Source organism: Streptomyces atratus (assembly GCF_900119365.1).
Classification (GTDB): Bacteria; Actinomycetota; Actinomycetes; order Streptomycetales; family Streptomycetaceae; genus Streptomyces; species Streptomyces atratus_B.
In genome coordinates, this window is sequence record NZ_FPJO01000003.1 from 25396 (window position 1) to 41731 (window position 16336).

At 72.0% G+C, this 16336-nt stretch carries 18 protein-coding genes and 1 pseudogene; 16 read left to right on the forward strand and 3 right to left on the reverse strand.

Annotation, left to right across the window (positions count from 1 at the left end; translation table 11 throughout):
• Positions 1 to 65 precede the first annotated feature (65 nt).
• The 7 genes from BT364_RS06990 (at position 66) to BT364_RS07020 (ending at position 6451) form a co-directional block, all read left to right on the forward strand.
• Complete coding sequence (locus BT364_RS06990; RefSeq protein WP_072484241.1) at positions 66 to 1088, forward strand: segregation and condensation protein A; 1023 nt, start codon at positions 66 to 68, stop codon at positions 1086 to 1088.
• Positions 1085 to 1732, forward strand: coding sequence for an SMC-Scp complex subunit ScpB (gene scpB, locus BT364_RS06995; protein WP_072484242.1), 648 nt, complete (start codon positions 1085 to 1087; stop codon positions 1730 to 1732). Before BT364_RS06990 ends, scpB begins: the two co-directional genes overlap by 4 nt.
• Entirely contained in the window at positions 1732 to 2844 is a 1113-nt protein-coding gene (locus BT364_RS07000; RefSeq protein WP_072484243.1) for a pseudouridine synthase, read from the forward strand. The genes scpB and BT364_RS07000 overlap by 1 nt, the downstream gene beginning before the upstream one ends.
• Positions 2845 to 2971: 127 nt before the next feature.
• Positions 2972 to 3625 (forward strand): nicotinamide riboside transporter PnuC, encoded by a 654-nt coding sequence (pnuC, locus tag BT364_RS07005; RefSeq protein WP_072484244.1) that lies wholly within the window; start codon positions 2972 to 2974, stop codon positions 3623 to 3625.
• A complete protein-coding gene (locus BT364_RS07010) occupies positions 3622 to 4701 on the forward strand; it encodes an AAA family ATPase (RefSeq protein ID WP_072484245.1) in 1080 nt (359 codons plus the stop codon). Before pnuC ends, BT364_RS07010 begins: the two co-directional genes overlap by 4 nt.
• Positions 4698 to 5432: an NUDIX hydrolase gene (locus BT364_RS07015; protein ID WP_072484246.1), complete on the forward strand. Its 735-nt coding sequence runs from the start codon at positions 4698 to 4700 to the stop codon at positions 5430 to 5432. The genes BT364_RS07010 and BT364_RS07015 overlap by 4 nt, the downstream gene beginning before the upstream one ends.
• Positions 5429 to 6451 (forward strand): ADP-ribosylglycohydrolase family protein, encoded by a 1023-nt coding sequence (locus BT364_RS07020; RefSeq protein ID WP_072484247.1) that lies wholly within the window; start codon positions 5429 to 5431, stop codon positions 6449 to 6451. Before BT364_RS07015 ends, BT364_RS07020 begins: the two co-directional genes overlap by 4 nt.
• A 36-nt stretch (positions 6452 to 6487) precedes the next feature.
• Here BT364_RS07020 and BT364_RS07025 read toward each other — a convergent pair whose 3' ends face one another.
• Positions 6488 to 7192: a nucleotidyltransferase domain-containing protein gene (locus BT364_RS07025; protein WP_072484248.1), complete on the reverse strand. Its 705-nt coding sequence runs from the start codon at positions 7190 to 7192 to the stop codon at positions 6488 to 6490.
• 136 nt (positions 7193 to 7328) lie between these two features.
• Between BT364_RS07025 and BT364_RS42590 the strand changes: the two genes are divergently transcribed.
• The 7 genes and pseudogenes from BT364_RS42590 to der all read left to right on the forward strand — a co-directional run bounded on the left by BT364_RS42590 (position 7329) and on the right by der (position 12457).
• A complete protein-coding gene (locus BT364_RS42590) occupies positions 7329 to 7547 on the forward strand; it encodes a hypothetical protein (RefSeq protein WP_256259617.1) in 219 nt (72 codons plus the stop codon).
• A gap of 19 nt (positions 7548 to 7566) precedes the next feature.
• Positions 7567 to 7755 (forward strand): annotated as a pseudogene (locus tag BT364_RS42595) (YidB family protein); the annotation flags it as partial.
• 194 nt (positions 7756 to 7949) lie between these two features.
• Entirely contained in the window at positions 7950 to 8312 is a 363-nt protein-coding gene (gene aroH / locus BT364_RS07035) for a chorismate mutase (RefSeq protein ID WP_072484249.1), read from the forward strand.
• Positions 8309 to 9394, forward strand: coding sequence for a prephenate dehydrogenase (locus tag BT364_RS07040; protein WP_072484250.1), 1086 nt, complete (start codon positions 8309 to 8311; stop codon positions 9392 to 9394). The genes aroH and BT364_RS07040 overlap by 4 nt, the downstream gene beginning before the upstream one ends.
• A gap of 126 nt (positions 9395 to 9520) precedes the next feature.
• Positions 9521 to 10222, forward strand: a complete 702-nt coding sequence (cmk, locus tag BT364_RS07045) for a (d)CMP kinase (protein WP_072484251.1) — start codon at positions 9521 to 9523, stop codon at positions 10220 to 10222.
• Positions 10219 to 10920 (forward strand): lysophospholipid acyltransferase family protein, encoded by a 702-nt coding sequence (locus BT364_RS07050; RefSeq protein ID WP_072484252.1) that lies wholly within the window; start codon positions 10219 to 10221, stop codon positions 10918 to 10920. The genes cmk and BT364_RS07050 overlap by 4 nt, the downstream gene beginning before the upstream one ends.
• A 67-nt stretch (positions 10921 to 10987) precedes the next feature.
• On the forward strand, positions 10988 to 12457 hold the full coding sequence (gene der / locus BT364_RS07055; RefSeq protein ID WP_072484253.1) for a ribosome biogenesis GTPase Der: 1470 nt from the start codon (positions 10988 to 10990) through the stop codon (positions 12455 to 12457).
• Positions 12458 to 12525: 68 nt separating this feature from the next.
• Here the strand turns inward: der and BT364_RS07060 are convergent, their stop codons facing one another.
• Positions 12526 to 12900 carry a hypothetical protein gene (locus BT364_RS07060; protein ID WP_072484254.1) on the reverse strand — a complete coding sequence of 125 codons (375 nt, stop codon included), beginning with the start codon at positions 12898 to 12900 and terminating at the stop codon, positions 12526 to 12528.
• A gap of 137 nt (positions 12901 to 13037) precedes the next feature.
• A complete protein-coding gene (locus tag BT364_RS07065; RefSeq protein ID WP_072484255.1) occupies positions 13038 to 13832 on the reverse strand; it encodes a hypothetical protein in 795 nt (264 codons plus the stop codon).
• 357 nt (positions 13833 to 14189) lie between these two features.
• On the opposite strand from BT364_RS07065, the gene BT364_RS07070 reads away from it, so the two are divergent.
• Together BT364_RS07070 and BT364_RS07075 are read left to right on the forward strand one after the other, a co-directional pair.
• Positions 14190 to 15473, forward strand: coding sequence for a glycosyltransferase (locus BT364_RS07070; protein ID WP_072484256.1), 1284 nt, complete (start codon positions 14190 to 14192; stop codon positions 15471 to 15473).
• Entirely contained in the window at positions 15470 to 16309 is an 840-nt protein-coding gene (locus BT364_RS07075) for a transferase (protein ID WP_072484257.1), read from the forward strand. The genes BT364_RS07070 and BT364_RS07075 overlap by 4 nt, the downstream gene beginning before the upstream one ends.
• Positions 16310 to 16336: the final 27 nt, after the last annotated feature.

A 16336-nucleotide genomic window follows, 5' to 3' on the forward strand; every position in this document is an offset into this window, starting at 1 on the left:
AGCGGCCCGGCCCCTCCCGTACGGGCCTCGGCCCGCCGCCCGTATCCCGCTGCCCCTGGACCTTCATGCCGACGACCGACGAGCCCGCCCGCACCCCCCGCCGCCCCCTGGGGCGCGGTCCGGGCGGCCGGTCCGGGCAGCCGGAGCCGACGGACGGCGGGGGCGCCGACGCAAAGGCCCCTGCCCCGCCGCCCGTCGAGGCGCCGGGCGAAGCGCCCGTGGAAGCGCCCGACGGGGCGCCTGTCGCGGCGCCCGGGCCCGCCGGGCTCTCCGAGCCCTCCGACGGGCGGTTCACCGTCCGGCTGGCGAACTTCGAGGGGCCGTTCGACCTGCTCCTCCAGCTCATCGCCAAGCACAAGCTGGATGTGACCGAAGTCGCGCTGTCGAAGGTCACCGACGAGTTCATGGCGCACATCCGCGCCATGGGGCCGGACTGGGACCTGGACCAGACCACCGAGTTCCTCGTCGTCGCCGCGACCCTGCTCGACCTGAAGGCGGCCCGGCTGCTGCCCGCCGCCGAGGTGGAGGACGAGGCGGATCTGGCGCTGCTCGAAGCGCGGGACCTGCTCTTCGCCCGGCTGCTCCAGTACCGCGCGTACAAGCGCATCGCGGAGATCCTCAGCGACCGGCTGGTGTCGGAGGGGCGGCGGTTCCCGCGGACCGTGGGGCTGGAGCCGCACCACGCCGAGCTGCTGCCCGAGGTCGTGATCAGCATCGGGGCGGAGGGCTTCGCCGCGCTGGCCGTGAAGGCGATGCAGCCGAAGGCCGAGCCGCAGGTGTACGTCGACCACATCCACGCCCCGCTGGTCAGCGTGCGGGAACAGGCCGAGATCGTGGTGGCGCGGCTGCGGGAGGCGGGGGAGGCCAGCTTCCGCACCCTCACCGAGGACGCCCCGGACACCCTCACCGTCGTCGCCCGGTTCCTCGCGCTGCTGGAGCTGTACCGGGAGAAGGCCGTCGCGCTCGACCAGGACGAGGCGCTCGGGGAGCTCCTGGTGCGCTGGGCCGGGGGAGAGGGGGCCGGGCCCGTCGTCACGGACGAGTTCGACCCCGAGACGCAGGACGTCCAGGAGGATGTGAAGGCATGAGTCAGCAGGAGAGCACCGGCTCCACCGTCGCGGATCTCGACCTCGGGCCCGCGCTGGAGGCCGTCCTCATGGTCGTGGACGAACCCGCCACCGAGGAGCACCTCGCCAAGGTGCTGGAGCGGCCCCGCCGGGCCGTCGCCGACGCGCTGCGCGAGCTGGCCGACGAGTACACCGTGCAGCGCCGCGGTTTCGAGCTGCGGCTGGTGGCGGGCGGCTGGCGCTTCTACACCCGCCCCGAGTACGCGGCGGCCGTGGAGGCCTTCGTCCTGGACGGCCAGCAGGCCCGGCTGACCCAGGCGGCGCTGGAGACCCTCGCGGTGGTCGCGTACCGCCAGCCGGTCAGCCGCTCCAGGGTCTCCGCGGTCCGCGGCGTGAACTGTGACGGGGTCATGCGGACCCTGCTCCAGCGGGGTCTGGTGGGGGAAGCGGGCGCGGAACCCGAAACAGGTGCGATCCTGTACAGGACGACGAACTACTTTCTGGAGCGGATGGGCCTGCGTGGCCTGGATGAGCTCCCGGAGCTCGCGCCCTTCCTCCCCGAGGCGGACGCGATCGAGGCTGAGACGCTAGAGGGTGTGCCGTCGTTCGATCCGGACGCACCGGACACCCCGGATACCCACGCAGACGACAAGACGGAATTTTGATGCGAAGCAGTGGCAGGAACAGCGGAAGCGGCAGCGGCGGCGGCAGGAGCGGCGGCAGCCGGAACCCTCGCGGTGCCGGCGCCGGCGCAGGGCGCGACGGCAAGCAGGAGCAGCGTCCCCGCCGGCCCCGGCCCGAGGAGCGCCGCTACGACGTGGGCTCCACCGGGGAGACAGGCGGCGACGGCCCCCGCAAGGGACGCGGCGCGGCGGCCCGCGGCGGTGCCAAGGGCGGCCCGAAGCCCGCACAGGGCGGCAGGAGCGGTGGTCCGCGCCGCCAGGGCGCCCCGTCCCGTCCGCGTGAGCTCGACGCCAAGATCGAGCAGCGCAACCGCGACCGGTACGCGAACAAGCCCGACATCAGGACGCCCAAGACCCACCCGGGCGCCGAGCAGGAGGGCGAGCGGCTGCAGAAGGTCCTCGCCCGGGCCGGCATGGGCTCGCGCCGAGCGTGCGAGGAGCTGATCGAGCAGGCCCGCGTCGAGGTCAACGGCGAGATCGTCCTTGAGCAGGGCATGCGCGTCGATGTGAACCGGGACGAGATCAAGGTCGACGGTCTGACCGTCGCCGCCCAGTCCTACCTCTTCTTCGCGCTGAACAAGCCCGCCGGTGTCGTCTCCTCGATGGAGGACCCGGACGGCCGCCAGTGCCTCGGCGACTACGTCACCAACCGTGAGACGCGGCTCTTCCACGTCGGCCGGCTGGACACCGAGACCGAGGGCATCATCATGCTCACCAACCACGGCGAGCTGGCCCACCGCCTGACCCACCCCAAGTACGGGGTGAAGAAGACCTACCTGGCCGCCATCCAGGGACCGCTCCCGCGCGACCTGGGCAAGCGGCTCAAGGACGGCATCCAGCTGGAGGACGGGTACGCCCGTGCCGACCACTTCCGGGTCGTCGAGAACACCGGCAAGAACTACCTGGTCGAGGTGACCCTCCACGAGGGCCGCAAGCACATCGTCCGCCGGATGCTGGCCGAGGCCGGCTTCCCGGTCGAGCGGCTCGTACGGACGTCCTTCGGGCCGATCCCGCTGGGCGACCAGAAGTCCGGCTGGCTGCGCCGCCTCACCAACACCGAGGTGGGCATGCTGATGCGCGAGGTCGGTCTGTAACCCTCCTCCGTCCGCTCCACGGCCCGCGGCCGGTTCCTGTTCTCGAATCCCGAACAGGAACCGGCCGCGGGTCTTTTGCTGCGCCCGTTCCACCTTTATAGTCAGAGTGACTATTAAGGAGGCGGGCGTGAGTCTCGCGGATTTCCTCGATCCCCTGCAACAACCCCTGGTGACGGTGCTCGACACCCCGGTCAGCTGGACCGAGGTGCTCGGCTTCGGCAGCGGGGCGCTGTGCGTATGGCTCGTGGCCCGCCAGCACCTCGCCAACTGGCCGATCGGCATCGCCAACAACCTCTTCTTCATCCTGCTGTTCACCCAGTCCGGTCTGTACGCCGACGCCGGCCTCCAGATCGTCTTCATCGCCCTCGCCGCGTACGGCTGGTGGACCTGGACCCACGGGGGCGGACCGGGCTCGCCGGAGCTGCCGGTGCGGCGCACCACGCGCGCCGAATGGACCTGGCTGCTCGCGGCGGGGGCGGTGGGGACCCTCGCACTCACCGTCCTGCTCGACCGCGCCACCGACTCGACCGTGCCCTTCTGGGACGCCCTGACGACCGCGCTGTCCCTGACCGCGACGTACGGACAGTGCCGCAAGCTCGTCGAGTCCTGGTGGCTCTGGATCGCCGCCGATGTGGTCTACATCCCGCTGTACGCGTACAAGGAGCTCTATCTGACCTCGCTGCTGTACGTCGGCTTCCTGACGCTCTGCCTGATCGGCCTGCGCAACTGGAAGCGTGATCTCGCCGGGCAGCGGCCGCAGTTGGCGGAGGCGACGGCATGAAGAGCTACGGACACGGGCTGGTCCTCGGCAAGTTCTACCCGCCGCACGCCGGCCACCACCACCTCGTCCGCACCGCGCGGGACCGCTGCGAGCGGCTGACCGTCCTGGTCTGCGCCGCCTCCGTCGAGTCCGTGCCGCTCGCCGACCGGGTGGCCTGGATGCGGGAGGTGCACCCGGACGTACGGGTCGTCGGCGCCGTCGACGACATCCGGATGGACCTCCACGACCCGGTGATCTGGGACGCGCACATGGCCGTCTTCACCGGGGCCGTGCCCGAGCCGGTGGACGCCGTCTTCACCTCGGAGTCGTACGGGGACGAACTCGCCCGCCGGTTCGGCGCCGAGTCCGTCTGCGTCGACCCCGACCGCACGGTCTTCCCGGTCTCCGGCACCGCCGTCCGCAAGGACCCGGTCGGCTGCTGGGACTTCCTGGAGCCGCCCGTACGGGCCGCCCTCGCCCGCCGGATCGTCGTCCTCGGTGCGGAATCCACCGGTACCACGACGATGGCCCGCGCCCTCACCGGCCACTACCGCGGGCGCGGCGGCGTCTGGGCGCGGACCGGATACGTCGCCGAGTACGGGCGGGAGTTCAGCGAACAGAAGCTGGCCGCCCTGCGCGAGCGGTGGCCCGGGGCCCAGTGGGAGGACGTCGCCTTCACCACCGACGAATTCCCGCTGATCGCCGAGACCCAGAACGCCAAGGAGGAGGCGGCCGCGCGCACCGGGTCGCCGGTGCTCTTCTGCGACACCGACTCCTTCGCCACCACCGTCTGGCACGAGCGGTACATCGGCGGACGCAACCCGCTCGTCGAGGAGACCGCCGACCGGGCCGCCCACCACCTGTGGCTGCTCACCGACCACGAGGGCGTCGCCTTCGAGGACGACGGACTGCGCGACGGCGAGGAGCTGCGGCCCTGGATGACCGACCGCTTCCGGGCCGAGCTCACCCGTACCGGAAGGCGGTTCATCGAGCTCACCGGAAGCCATGAGGAGCGCCTGGCCACCGCGGTCGCCGCCGTCGACGCGCTGCTCGCCGACAGTTGGAAGTTCGCCGCGCCCCTGCCGGAGCACCGATGAGCACAGCCGCCCCCGCGGGCTACGACCCGCACGCCTTCGAACCCTTCGCGGTCACCGTCGACCTGGCCGTCTTCACGGTCCGCGGTGGCCGGCTGCACGTCCTGCTCGTCGAACGGGGCGAGGACCCGTACAAGGGGCACTGGGCGCTGCCCGGCGGCTTCGTACTGCCCCGCGAGTCCGCCGAGTCCGCCGCCCGCCGGGAGCTCGCCGAGGAGACCGGACTGACGGAGGACACCGCGGGCGCCCTCCACCTGGAACAGCTGCGCACCTACAGCGACCCGGACCGCGACCCCAGGATGCGGGTGGTCTCCGTCGCGTACGCCGCACTCGTGCCCGACCTGCCCGAGCCGCGCGGCGGCGGCGACGCGGCCGGCGCCCGGTGGTGGGACGCCGGGGCGCTCGGCCCGCTCGCCTTCGACCACGACCGCATCCTCGCCGACGCGCACGACCGGATCGGCGCCAAGCTCGAGTACAGCTGTCTGGCCACCGCCTTCTGCCCGCCCGAATTCACCCTGGGGGAACTCCAGCAGGTGTACGAGACGGTCTGGGGCGTCGAGCTGGACCGCCCCAACTTCCGGCGCAAGGTCCTCACCACGCCCGGCTTCGTCCAGGCCGTGGAGGGATCGCCGCGCCGCACCGGCGGGCGGGGAAAGCCTGCCGCGCTCTACCGGGCGGGTGCCGCCACCGCCCTGCACCCTCCACTGCTGAGACCGGAAGGAAGAAGCACGTGATCGTGACCAGGACCATCACCAAGCAGGCCGCCACCGGCGCGCTGACCGGGCTCGCGCTCGGCGACGCCCTGGGCTTCCCGACCGAGTTCAACAACGTGCCGTCGATCCTCGCCAAGTGCGGGCCGTGGCGCACGATGCGGCTGCCGAAGCCGGCACACGTCACCGACGACACCCAGATGACACTGGCCCTGGGGCGGGGCATCCGCACCGCCATGGACCGCGGGCTGCTCACCCCGCTGCGGCTGACCCGCCCGGTGCGCGAGGAGTTCGTCGACTGGTACCACTCGCCCGACAACAACCGCGCCCCCGGCCGCACCTGCATGACCGCCTGCCGCCTGCTCGACAGCGACCGGCTCTGGCAGGAGGCCAGCCAGACCGGCTCCAAGGGCTGCGGCGCCAACATGCGGGTCGCGCCGGTCGGACTCGTACCCGGACTGAGCGACGAACAGCGCTCCGGCGCCGCCCAGTTGCAGGCGGCCCTCACCCACGGCCATCCGACCGCGCTCGCCGCGTCCGACCTGACGGCCCGCGCGGTGCACCTGCTGGCGCAGGGGGCGGAGCCGATGGGCCTGATCGGGCAGCTGCGTTCGTACGCGTACGAGAACAGCGGCCGCTACCTCACGCGCTGGCTCGGAGACCTCTGGCGGTACGCGGGCGACTCCTCGCCCGAGCTGTACATCCAGCGCGGCTGGGACGAATGCCTCACCGCCCTGGCCCGCGTCCAGGACGCGCTGCGCGACCCGTCCCCGGAGACCGACCCCTGCGAGCTGACCGGCGACGGCTGGATCGCGGAGGAGGCCCTGGCCACGGCCCTGCACTGCTTCCTCCTCTTCCCCGAGGACCCCGTCACCGCACTCCGCCGCGCCGCCTGCACCCGGGGCGACTCGGACTCCCTCGGCTGCCTGACCGGCGCGTTCGCCGGGGCGCACCTGGGAGCCGGGGCCTGGCCCAAGGAGTGGGCGGAGCGGATCGAGTACCGCAGCGATCTGCTGTCGCTGGGGGCGCTCTGGGATTCTTGAGCCATTACGGAGCGGCGAATGCGCCGGACGTGGCGCTCAGCTTGCGTCGGGCCAGGAGACGGACGCCCGGCGGGTGCGGATCAGGAAGTCCTCCACCCTGGCCCGGTCCGGCTCCGCGGGGAGTGGGGAGTCCCTCGCGGCCTCGTCGTTCTCCTCGGCCAGGCGGTTCATCCGGCGTTCGATCTCCGCCCACGGAACCTCGCCCCGCTTCACCGCCAGCAGCTCCTCGCGGGCCGCGCCCACCCCGATCGTGAGCTCGCCAGTGCGCAGCAGGTCCCGGCCGGAGGCCAGCAGCCGCAGCAGGTGCATGGCGTGCTTCCAGCGCGGCGCCCCGTGCAGCCGTACGTCCGCCTCCAGCTTCCTGCGCTGGCCCAACGCGTAGCGCACGAAGGTCCGGTGGGCCAGCCGGGAGAGGAACGCGCCGCGCAGGGAGAGGAGTTCACGGCCCGCGGCGTCGACGTGCTCCACCAGCGGTGAGTACAGGCACTCCAGCACATTGGGGTTGGCGCGCAGCGCCAGCTCGCAGAAGCGCTCCAGCTCCCACGAGAACTGCTCCTGCGCCGGGCCCTCGACATGCGTCGGCGGCTTCTCGAACCGCCAGAACAGCGGGGTCGGTACGAGGAACACGCCGCGCCGGTCGGTGTCGCTCCCCTCCGTGGCGAGCCCGAAGGCGCGTGAGCCCATCACGCAGGAGTAGACCGTGTGGTCGCGTACGAGAGCCTCGGGATCAGGGGTGATCATGCCGGCGAGAGTACGTGAGCGAAAACGGGTTGCACCGGGAATTGCGGGAGCGCCCCCAGGCGCCCCGCTCAAGTGGCAGAAGGCCGGGCTCTGATCGGCATTGTCGATAAATCACTCTCTCCGGAAAAGCGGAACCATGGCAGGAAACGATCTCGGCAGCCTGCTGGGCAGCTTGCTGGGCGGCGGCTCGGGCGGCCCGGGCGGCGCGGGGAACATCCTCGGCGCGCTGCTGGGCGCGCTCGGCGGCGGCCAGGGCGGAACGGGCGGCGGCGGCGACGCGCTCGAAGGGCTGATCGGGATGCTCACCAGGTCCCGGCCTCGTCGACCAGGCGCAGTCCTGGGTCGGCACAGGTGAGAACCAGGCGGTCAGCGGCGCCCAGATCAGTGAGGCGCTGCCGGACGAGACCCTGCAGAAGGTCGCCCGGGAAGCGGGGGTCACCCCGCAGCAGGCGGCCGACGAGATCGCCCGGTCGCTGCCGACGGCGGTCGACAAGCTGACTCCGTCGGGGGAGGTGCCGGAGGGCCGCTCGATCGAGGACCTGGTCCGGGAGCAGCAACTCTGACAGCGCAAGCGGCCCGAGGGGCCCGTCCGGCGGACCAGTGCCGGGCGGGCCCCGGGCCGTGACCGTGTGCCGCCCCGTCTCACGGACAGAGCACCCCGGACCGCCGGCCCCGCCGCCCCTCTAGGCTGACCGGGCAGAGAGATCACGCAGGCGGACAGCAGGCGCGAGACGTACGAAGAACCGAGGAGCACGACGTGGCGGTACGAGCGGTCCGCGGAGCCGTCCAGCTGGAGCAGGACGAGGCCGGGCACATGGACGAGCGGGTCGGCGCCCTGCTCACCGCCGTCCTGGAGCGCAACAGCCTCGTCGCGGACGATCTGATCAGTATCTGGTTCACGGCCACCCCCGACCTGCACAGCGACTTCCCGGCCGCCGCCGCACGCGGGCTCGGTATCGTCGACGTGCCGCTGATCTGTGCCCAGGAGCTGGACATCACGGGGGCCATGCCCCGTGTGGTGCGCATCCTGGCGCACGTCGAGACGTACCTTCCCAAGTCCGAGATCGCCCACGTGTACCTCGGTGCCACCGCCGCACTTCGCAAGGACATCGCCCAGTGAGAACCGTCGTCGTCATCGGAACGGGCCTCGTCGGCACTTCCGCAGCCCTCGCCCTCGCCGGGCGCGGCATCCAGGTCCATCTCGTCGACCACGACCCCCAGTCGGCCCGCACCGCCGCCGCGCTGGGCGCCGGTACGGACGAGGCGCCCGAGGCGCGCGTGGACCTGGCGATCATCGCCGTGCCGCCCGCCCATGTGGCCTCGGTGCTCGCCACCGCCCTGCGGGACGGCATCGCCCGCGGCTACCTGGACGTCGCCAGCGTGAAGGGCGGCCCGCGCCGCGAGCTGGAGGCCCTCGGCCTCGACCTCACGCCGTACATCGGTACGCACCCCATGGCCGGCAAGGAGCGGTCGGGTCCGCTCGCCGCCACCGCGGATCTGTTCGAGGGCCGGCCCTGGGTCCTCACCCCGACCCGTGACACCGACACCGAGGTCCTCAACCTCGCCCTGGAACTGGTCGCGCTCTGCCGTGCCGTCCCGGTCGTCATGGACGCCGACGCGCACGACCGGGCCGTCGCCCTGGTCTCCCACACCCCGCAGCTGATCTCGTCGATGGTCGCCGCCCGCCTGGAGGAGGCCGACGAGACCGCCGTACGCCTCTGCGGCCAGGGCATCAGGGACGTCACCCGGATCGCCGCCTCCGACCCCCGGATGTGGGTGGAGATCCTCTCAGCCAACCCCGGTCCGGTCGCCGACGTGCTGGCCGGGGTCGCCGCCGACCTCGACGAGACGGTACGGGCGCTGCGCGGCCTGCAGTCCGACGACGACGCCAGGCGCCGCGAGGGCACCGAGGGCATCGAGGACGTGCTGCGCCGCGGCAACGCGGGCCGGGTCAGGGTGCCGGGCAAGCACGGGACCGCCCCCACCGCGTACGAGATGGTGTCCGTGCTCATCAGCGACCGGCCGGGCGAACTGGCGGGGATCTTCGCCGACGCCGGACGGGCCGGGGTCAACGTCGAGGACGTGCGCATCGAGCACGCCACCGGACAGCAGGCCGGCCTGGTCCAGCTGATGGTCGAGCCGAGCGCGGCCCCCGCACTGAGCGCGGCGCTGCGCGAGCGGGGCTGGTCGATACGGCAGTAGGCCCGGGGCGGAGAGACCGGGAGGCCGTTGTCCACAGGGGTGCAGAGACCCGCTCCGGCACTCGGTAACCTTGTGCGGGGCGGGTTCGCACGCGCCCCCGTCCCGCCCACCCCGTGTATCAGGAAGGTGTCCACCACCGTGGAAACCCGTACGGCCCCGGCCGCAGTGATCGTCGCCATCGACGGGCCCTCCGGCACCGGCAAGTCGAGCACGTCCAAGGCCGTCGCCGCGCAGCTCGGTCTGAGCTACCTGGACACCGGCGCCCAGTACCGGGCGATCACCTGGTGGATGCTGAACAACGGCATCGACGTGCAGGACGCGATGGAGGTGGCGACCGCGGCCGCCAAGCCGGTCATCGTCTCCGGTACGGACCCCGCCGCCCCGACGATCACCGTCGACGGCGAGGACGCCTCGGGCCCGATCCGCACCCAGGAGGTCACCTCCAAGGTCAGCGCCGTCAGCGCGGTCCCCGAGGTGCGCACCCGGATCACCGAGCTCCAGCGCACCATCGCCGCCGCGGCCGAGCGGGGCATAGTGGTCGAGGGCCGGGACATCGGCACCACCGTGCTGCCCGACGCCGACCTGAAGATCTTCCTCACCGCTTCCCCGGAGGCCCGTGCCGCCCGTCGCAGCGGAGAGGTCAAGGGCTCCGACCTCGCCGCCACCAAGGAGGCGCTGATCAAGCGGGACGCGGCCGACTCCGGCCGCAAGACCTCCCCACTCGCCAAGGCGGACGACGCGGTCGAGGTGGACACCACCGAGCTGACCCTTCAGCAGGTCATCGAGTGTGTCGTCACCCTCGTCGAGGAGAAGCGGGCCACGAAGTGACCCAGGCCACGGGCTCGCCCTCGCCGCGCGGTGCGGCGGTCGGGCGCGGGATCGGCATCGGGCTGATGTATGGGCTGTGGAAGCCCCGCGTCCTCGGTGCGTGGCGGGTTCCCGCCTCCGGACCCGTCATACTCGCGGTGAACCACTCGCACAACATCGACGGTCCGATGCTGATGGGCACCGCGCCCCGGCCCGTCCACTTCCTGATCAAGAAAGAGGCGTTCGTCGGCCCGCTCGACCCGTTCCTGCGCGGAATCGGGCAACTGAAGGTGGACCGTACGACCGCCGACCGCACCGCCATCACCCACGCCCTCGGCGTGCTGGAGAAAGGCGGGGCGCTCGGCATCTTTCCCGAGGGCACCAGGGGCGAGGGCGACTTCGCCTCCCTGCGTGCCGGGCTCGCGTACTTCGCGGTACGCAGCGGCGCGCCGATCGTGCCCGTGGCCGTCCTGGGAAGCACCGAGCGCCGCGGACGGTTGATATCGGCACTGCCCCCGTTGCGCAGCCGGGTCGACGTCGTCTTCGGTGATGCCTTCGAGGCGCAAGAGGGGGCGCGCAGCTCGGACAAGGGCGGTGGTGGGCGACGGGTGGGCGGCAGCGGGCGTCGTACGCGCAAGGCGCTGGACGAGGCGACGGTACGGATCCAGGCGCGGCTGACCGCCCATCTGGACGAGGCCAGGCGTTTCACCGGGCGCTAGGTAAGACTTGAGTAGTGGGCCGCGCAGTCGTGGCCCATCGATGATGATGCAAAGAGGAACGGACTTCATGAACGACCAGATTCACTCCGACGGCTCGGACCACGAGCACGGAGCGCTTGGCGACGCCGAGTACGCGGAGTTCATGGAGCTCGCCGCGGAGGAGGGCTTCGACCTCGAAGAGGTCGAGGGCGCGATCGACGAGGCCGGACACGGCCCGCTGCCCGTGCTCGCCGTCGTCGGCCGCCCCAATGTCGGCAAGTCGACGCTGGTGAACCGGATCATCGGCCGCCGCGAGGCGGTCGTCGAGGACAAGCCCGGCGTCACTCGCGACCGCGTCACCTACGAGGCCGAGTGGGCGGGCCGCCGCTTCAAGGTCGTCGACACCGGCGGCTGGGAGCAGGACGTGCTGGGCATCGACGCCTCCGTCGCCGCCCAGGCCGAGTACGCGATCGAGGCGTCCGACGCGGTCGTCTTCGTGGTCGACTCGACGGTCGGCGCGACCGACACCGACGAAGCCGTCGTCAAGCTGCTGCGCCGGGCCGGCAAGCCGGTCGTGCTGTGCGCCAACAAGGTCGACGGACAGAGCGGCGAGGCGGACGCCACCGCGCTGTGGTCGCTGGGTCTCGGCGAGCCGCACCCGGTCTCCTCGCTGCACGGCCGCGGCACCGGCGACCTGCTCGACGCCGTGCTCGAAGCGCTTCCCGAGGCCCCGGCCCAGCGCTTCGGCACCGCGATCGGCGGCCCGCGCCGAATCGCGCTCATCGGCCGTCCGAACGTCGGCAAGTCCTCGCTGCTGAACAAGGTGGCGAACGAGGACCGCGTCGTCGTCAACGAGCTCGCCGGCACCACCCGCGACCCGGTCGACGAGCTGATCGAGCTCGGCGGCATCACCTGGAAGTTCATCGACACGGCCGGCATCCGCCGCCGCGTCCACCTCCAGGAAGGTGCGGACTACTACGCCTCGCTGCGCACCGCCGCCGCCGTGGAGAAGGCCGAGGTCGCCGTCGTCCTGATCGACGCCGGCGAGTCCATCAGCGTCCAGGACCAGCGCATCATCACCATGGCCGTGGAGGCCGGGCGTGCCCTGGTGATCGCGTACAACAAGTGGGACAAGCTCGACGAGGAGCGCCGCTACTACCTGGAGCGCGAGATCGAGACGGAGCTCGCGCAGATCGCGTGGGCACCGCGGGTCAATGTCTCGGCCGTCACCGGCCGACACATGGAGAAGCTCGTCCCGGCGATCGAGACCGCCCTCGCCAGCTGGGAGACCCGCGTCCCCACCGGCCGGCTGAACGCCTTCCTCGGCGAGATCGTCGCCTCCCACCCGCACCCCGTCCGCGGTGGCAAGCAGCCCCGGATCCTCTTCGGCACCCAGGCCGGCACCAAGCCGCCGCGCTTCGTGCTGTTCGCCTCGGGCTTCCTGGAGCACGGCTACCGGCGGTTCGTCGAGCGCCGGCTGCGTGAGGAGTTCGGCTTCGAGGGCACCCCGATCCATATCTCGGTGCGGGTCCGCGAGAAGCGCGGCCGCAACAAGTAACCGGCAAGGGCGTACGACAGAGCCCCGGACCGTCTCGCATCCGAGACGACCGGGGCTCAGTCGTACGCTCAGGCTCCGCGCGAGCCCGGGGGCAGGGCCGCCGGCTGTGTGCGCCCGGAGTGTCGGCCCACCCGCTGCCAGGAACCGGAACCGCCGGTGTGTGTGCCGGTGCCACTGTCGGCGCCACTGTCGGTACCGCTGCTGTGTCCGGTGGCCCCGCCCGTGACGGCGAGACCGGTGGAGAAACCGGCGGAGTGGCCGGAATGGCCGCTCAGCGGGAGACGGCTGCCGAAGAGCCCGGCGCCGAAGGCCACGAAGCCGAGATTCTCCTCGCCGCTCCGATCACCCGGCAGCGCCCGGAACGAACGGCGGTACTCGCAGTACAGCGCGTCGTAGATCGGGGTGTGGGACGGACCGCCCGAGGGGTCCTGCGAGGGGCGCATGGAAGGGATCGGGCTCGGGCGCTGGTGGGAGGAGTCGTATGAGTGCACGTATGTGCCAACGACCCCAGTGTCCGTCGGATGCGGGCGCGGCGGAGAAATAGCTGTTCGCCGCCGGTGCGAGGGGCCGGCCGTCATGATCAGGTACCGGCCAGCGGCATCGCGGCGGCGACCAGGAGCCCTGCGGCCGCGGCCCGGTCCAGGGCGTCGCGCAGCAGGTCCTCGCGGGGCTGCTGGCCGATCGACCCGGCCGGGGCGGCGAAGACGAGAACGGTCTGGGACTTGTTGGCCGCGGTCCGCCAGCCCTCAGTGACCTGGAGCGGTGCGTGCGCCTGCCACCAGGCGACCGGTGCGCCGCCGCCGGTGCCCGGCTGGAGCACGGCGTGCAGCTGGCCCATGGCGAGCAGGATCGACCAGCCGTGCAGCACGGCGGGCACCTGGTCCATCCGGTGGACGGGATGGAAGCCCTGCTCCAGCAGCAGCTGGAGGAATTCGTCGCCCCGGCTGCCGTCCGTGCCCGGACGGGCGATGGCACCGGTCGGCTCGACGACGAGGGCCGGGTGGAGCTCGTCGTCGATCAGGACGAGGCCGCTGGTGATCCCGAGGACGGCCTGCTCGGTGGACGGGCCCTGCGGCTGCGCCGCGCCGCCGGAGCCGTCGTCGCCGGTGATGCTGCGTACGGCGCCCTGCAGCTGCTCCTCCGCGACCTGGACGACCTGCGAGGGGATGCACGTCGCATGGGCGAAGGCGAGGACGGCGGTCTCGTCGCCGACGAAGAGCACCGTGCTGGTGCGTTCCTGCTCGGAGTGGCCGGGGGTGCGGCAGGAAGTGCAGTCGTAACTGCCCGGGGCGTTGTCGCCGACGAGCAGCCGGTCGGCTTCGGCGTCGCCGATCTCGGCGCGTACGTCCTCGCTGACGTCGAGCATGCGCGGCACGGGTGGCTCCTCGAACTCGGTACGTGCGCCGGGCGGTTCCCGGCTCATGGAAATGACAACGGGCGAGCCGCGGCCGGGGTCACGCGAGAAAGGGAACGTAATCGAACCAACCGGCGCAGAGGGTGAATCTCAGGATCCCGACGACCGATCGGTGGTTGTTTGTCCCGATCTGGCGGGGCGCGATGTGGTCGACTCGATCACGCACCGGTGCACTGATACATCGACAAAGTGGGAAACCGGGCGAGTTTACAGTTGACCGAATTTCGCCCCTACGTGGAGTGAACCGTCGGCGGGCCCGTGCCGTCATGCCAAGTGCAGCCTGCCGCTGATCAGCCGAACCGGGAGATATGGCGTTTCATGCACATTTCTTTCCTGCTCCACAACGCCTACGGAGTCGGGGGCACGATCCGCACGACGTTCAATCTCGCCGGAGAGCTGGCCGGGCACCATGACGTCGAGATCGTGTCGGTCTTCCGGCACCGCGACGTCCCCGCGCTGGGCGCCCCCGAAGGGGTGCGCATGAGCCACCTCGTCGACCTGCGGAAGAAGAGCCCGACGTACGACGGCGACGCGGCCGAATACGCCCGTCCCGCGACCGTGTTCCCGCGCGGCGACAGCCGGTACCGGCAGTACAGCAGGCTGAGCGACGCACGGGTGGCGGACCATCTGCGCTCCCTGGAGGCGGACGTCGTGGTCGGGACCCGGCCGGGGCTCAATGTGCACATCAGCAGGCAGGCCCGCCGCGGCCCGGTCCGGATCGGGCAGGAGCACCTCACCCTCGACAGCCACGGCTACCGGCTCCGCCGCGAGATCGCGCACCGCTACACCCTGCTCGACGCGATCACCACCGTCACCGAGGCCGACGCCCACGCCTACCGGACCGGGTTCAAACTGCCCGGCGTACGGATCGAGGCCATTGCCAACAGCGTGCCCGCGCCGACGGTCCCGCCCGCCGACGGCGACCACAAGTGGGTGATCGCCGCGGGCCGGCTGCACAAGGTCAAGCGGTACGACCTGCTCGTCCGGGCGTTCGCCGACGTGGTTGCGGTCCGCCCGGACTGGCGGCTGCGCATCTACGGCGGCGGCGACGCGACCGGGAACGAACGACAGGCGCTGCTCACGCTCATCGGCGAACTCGGGCTGCACGACCACGTGTTCCTGATGGGGCCGGTCAATCCGCTGGAGGCCGAGTGGCCCAAGGGGTCGATCGCCGCGGTCACTTCGGACCGCGAGTCCTTCGGCATGACCATCGTCGAGGCGATGCGCTGCGGACTGCCCGTCGTCGCCACCGACTGCCCGCACGGCCCCCGCGAGATCATCGACGACGGCACCGACGGACGACTGGTGCCCGTCGGTGACACGGCGGCGGTGGCCGACGCCCTGCTCGCACTGATCCAGGACGACGACGCACGGCACCGCGCGGGGCTCGCCGCACTGGCCGCCTCGCAGCGCTTCGATCCGTCGCGGATCGCCGAACGTCATGAACGGCTCTTCACCGAACTCGCCTCGCGCGGCCCGCGCGACCGCTCGCACGGCGCGATGAGCACCACGCTGCACCGCGCCCGGGGCGCTGTGCTGGACGGGGCGTACGCCCTGCGCTACAAGGCAGCCGCCGCGATCCGCAAGGGGAAGACCGCATGACCGCCTCCGCAGTGCGAAGGACGCCACGGGCCGACTGCACCGTGGGACCCGACGGCGGGATCACCTTCGATCTCGACCTCCGCCGCGAGGACGAGGAGGCGCCCGAACTGCTGCTCCGGCTCCGTGGCGCCAAGAGCCCGGACCGCGACGCCGGGGCCGTACGGCTGTCGCTGAGCCCGCTGCGCGACGGACGGCTGCGCGCGGTGCTGCCGGGGACCACGCGGTCCGCCGAGGGCCGCTGGGACGTGTATCTGCGGGAGCCGGGCGGGGACGACGACGGGGCGGTGGCCGTCGAGCCCGGGATCAGGGACCTGCGCCTGCTCGTCGACCGCGCACCGGCGAGCGGGCCGATCGCGGTCCGCATCCCGTACCCGACCCTCGACGGCCGGCTCGCCGTCCGCTGCTGGCTGCGCGCACCGCACGCCGAGGCCGGACCGGTGACCTTCGACGGGGCCGGGATGACCGTCGAGGGCACGCTGTACGGGACCGGCCTCGGCACCGACGCCCGCGTCGAGGCACGGCTGCCCGGTGCCGACGGCCGGGTCCTGCGGGTGCCGGTCACCGGGCAGGAAGGCACCTTCGCCTTCACGCTCCCGTTCGACCGGCTGGCCGACGGCTCCGTCACCGCACAGCAGCTGTGGACGCTCTGGCTGGTCCCCGGGGCGGCGGAGGGCGAGCCGGCCGGCGGCGTACGGATCTCCCGCATCCTCGACGACGTCTGGGACCGCAAGAAGATCTTCGTCTACCCGGGCCGCAGCGCGGGGGAGGGTGTCCGGGCCACTCCCTGCTACTCCACCGACAACGACCTCTGCGTACGGCTCGAACCGGCACCTTAGAGCCTGTCCGGTGCAGGGCTTGCGGAC

Excerpts from the sequence above, each read along its gene's own strand:
- BT364_RS07075 (WP_072484257.1), top strand. The coding sequence starts at position 15,470 with ATGACCGCCTCCGCAGTGCGAAGGACGCCACGGGCCGACTGCACCGTG.
- BT364_RS07060 (WP_072484254.1), bottom strand. The coding sequence starts at position 12,900 with ATGCGCCCCTCGCAGGACCCCTCGGGCGGTCCGTCCCACACCCCGATC.
- scpB (WP_072484242.1), top strand. The coding sequence starts at position 1,085 with ATGAGTCAGCAGGAGAGCACCGGCTCCACCGTCGCGGATCTCGACCTC.
- BT364_RS06990 (WP_072484241.1), top strand. The coding sequence starts at position 66 with ATGCCGACGACCGACGAGCCCGCCCGCACCCCCCGCCGCCCCCTGGGG.
- BT364_RS07010 (WP_072484245.1), top strand. The coding sequence starts at position 3,622 with ATGAAGAGCTACGGACACGGGCTGGTCCTCGGCAAGTTCTACCCGCCG.
- BT364_RS42590 (WP_256259617.1), top strand. The coding sequence starts at position 7,329 with ATGGCAGGAAACGATCTCGGCAGCCTGCTGGGCAGCTTGCTGGGCGGC.
- BT364_RS07070 (WP_072484256.1), top strand. The coding sequence starts at position 14,190 with ATGCACATTTCTTTCCTGCTCCACAACGCCTACGGAGTCGGGGGCACG.
- BT364_RS07000 (WP_072484243.1), top strand. The coding sequence starts at position 1,732 with ATGCGAAGCAGTGGCAGGAACAGCGGAAGCGGCAGCGGCGGCGGCAGG.
- BT364_RS07025 (WP_072484248.1), bottom strand. The coding sequence starts at position 7,192 with ATGATCACCCCTGATCCCGAGGCTCTCGTACGCGACCACACGGTCTAC.
- der (WP_072484253.1), top strand. The coding sequence starts at position 10,988 with ATGAACGACCAGATTCACTCCGACGGCTCGGACCACGAGCACGGAGCG.
- BT364_RS07015 (WP_072484246.1), top strand. The coding sequence starts at position 4,698 with ATGAGCACAGCCGCCCCCGCGGGCTACGACCCGCACGCCTTCGAACCC.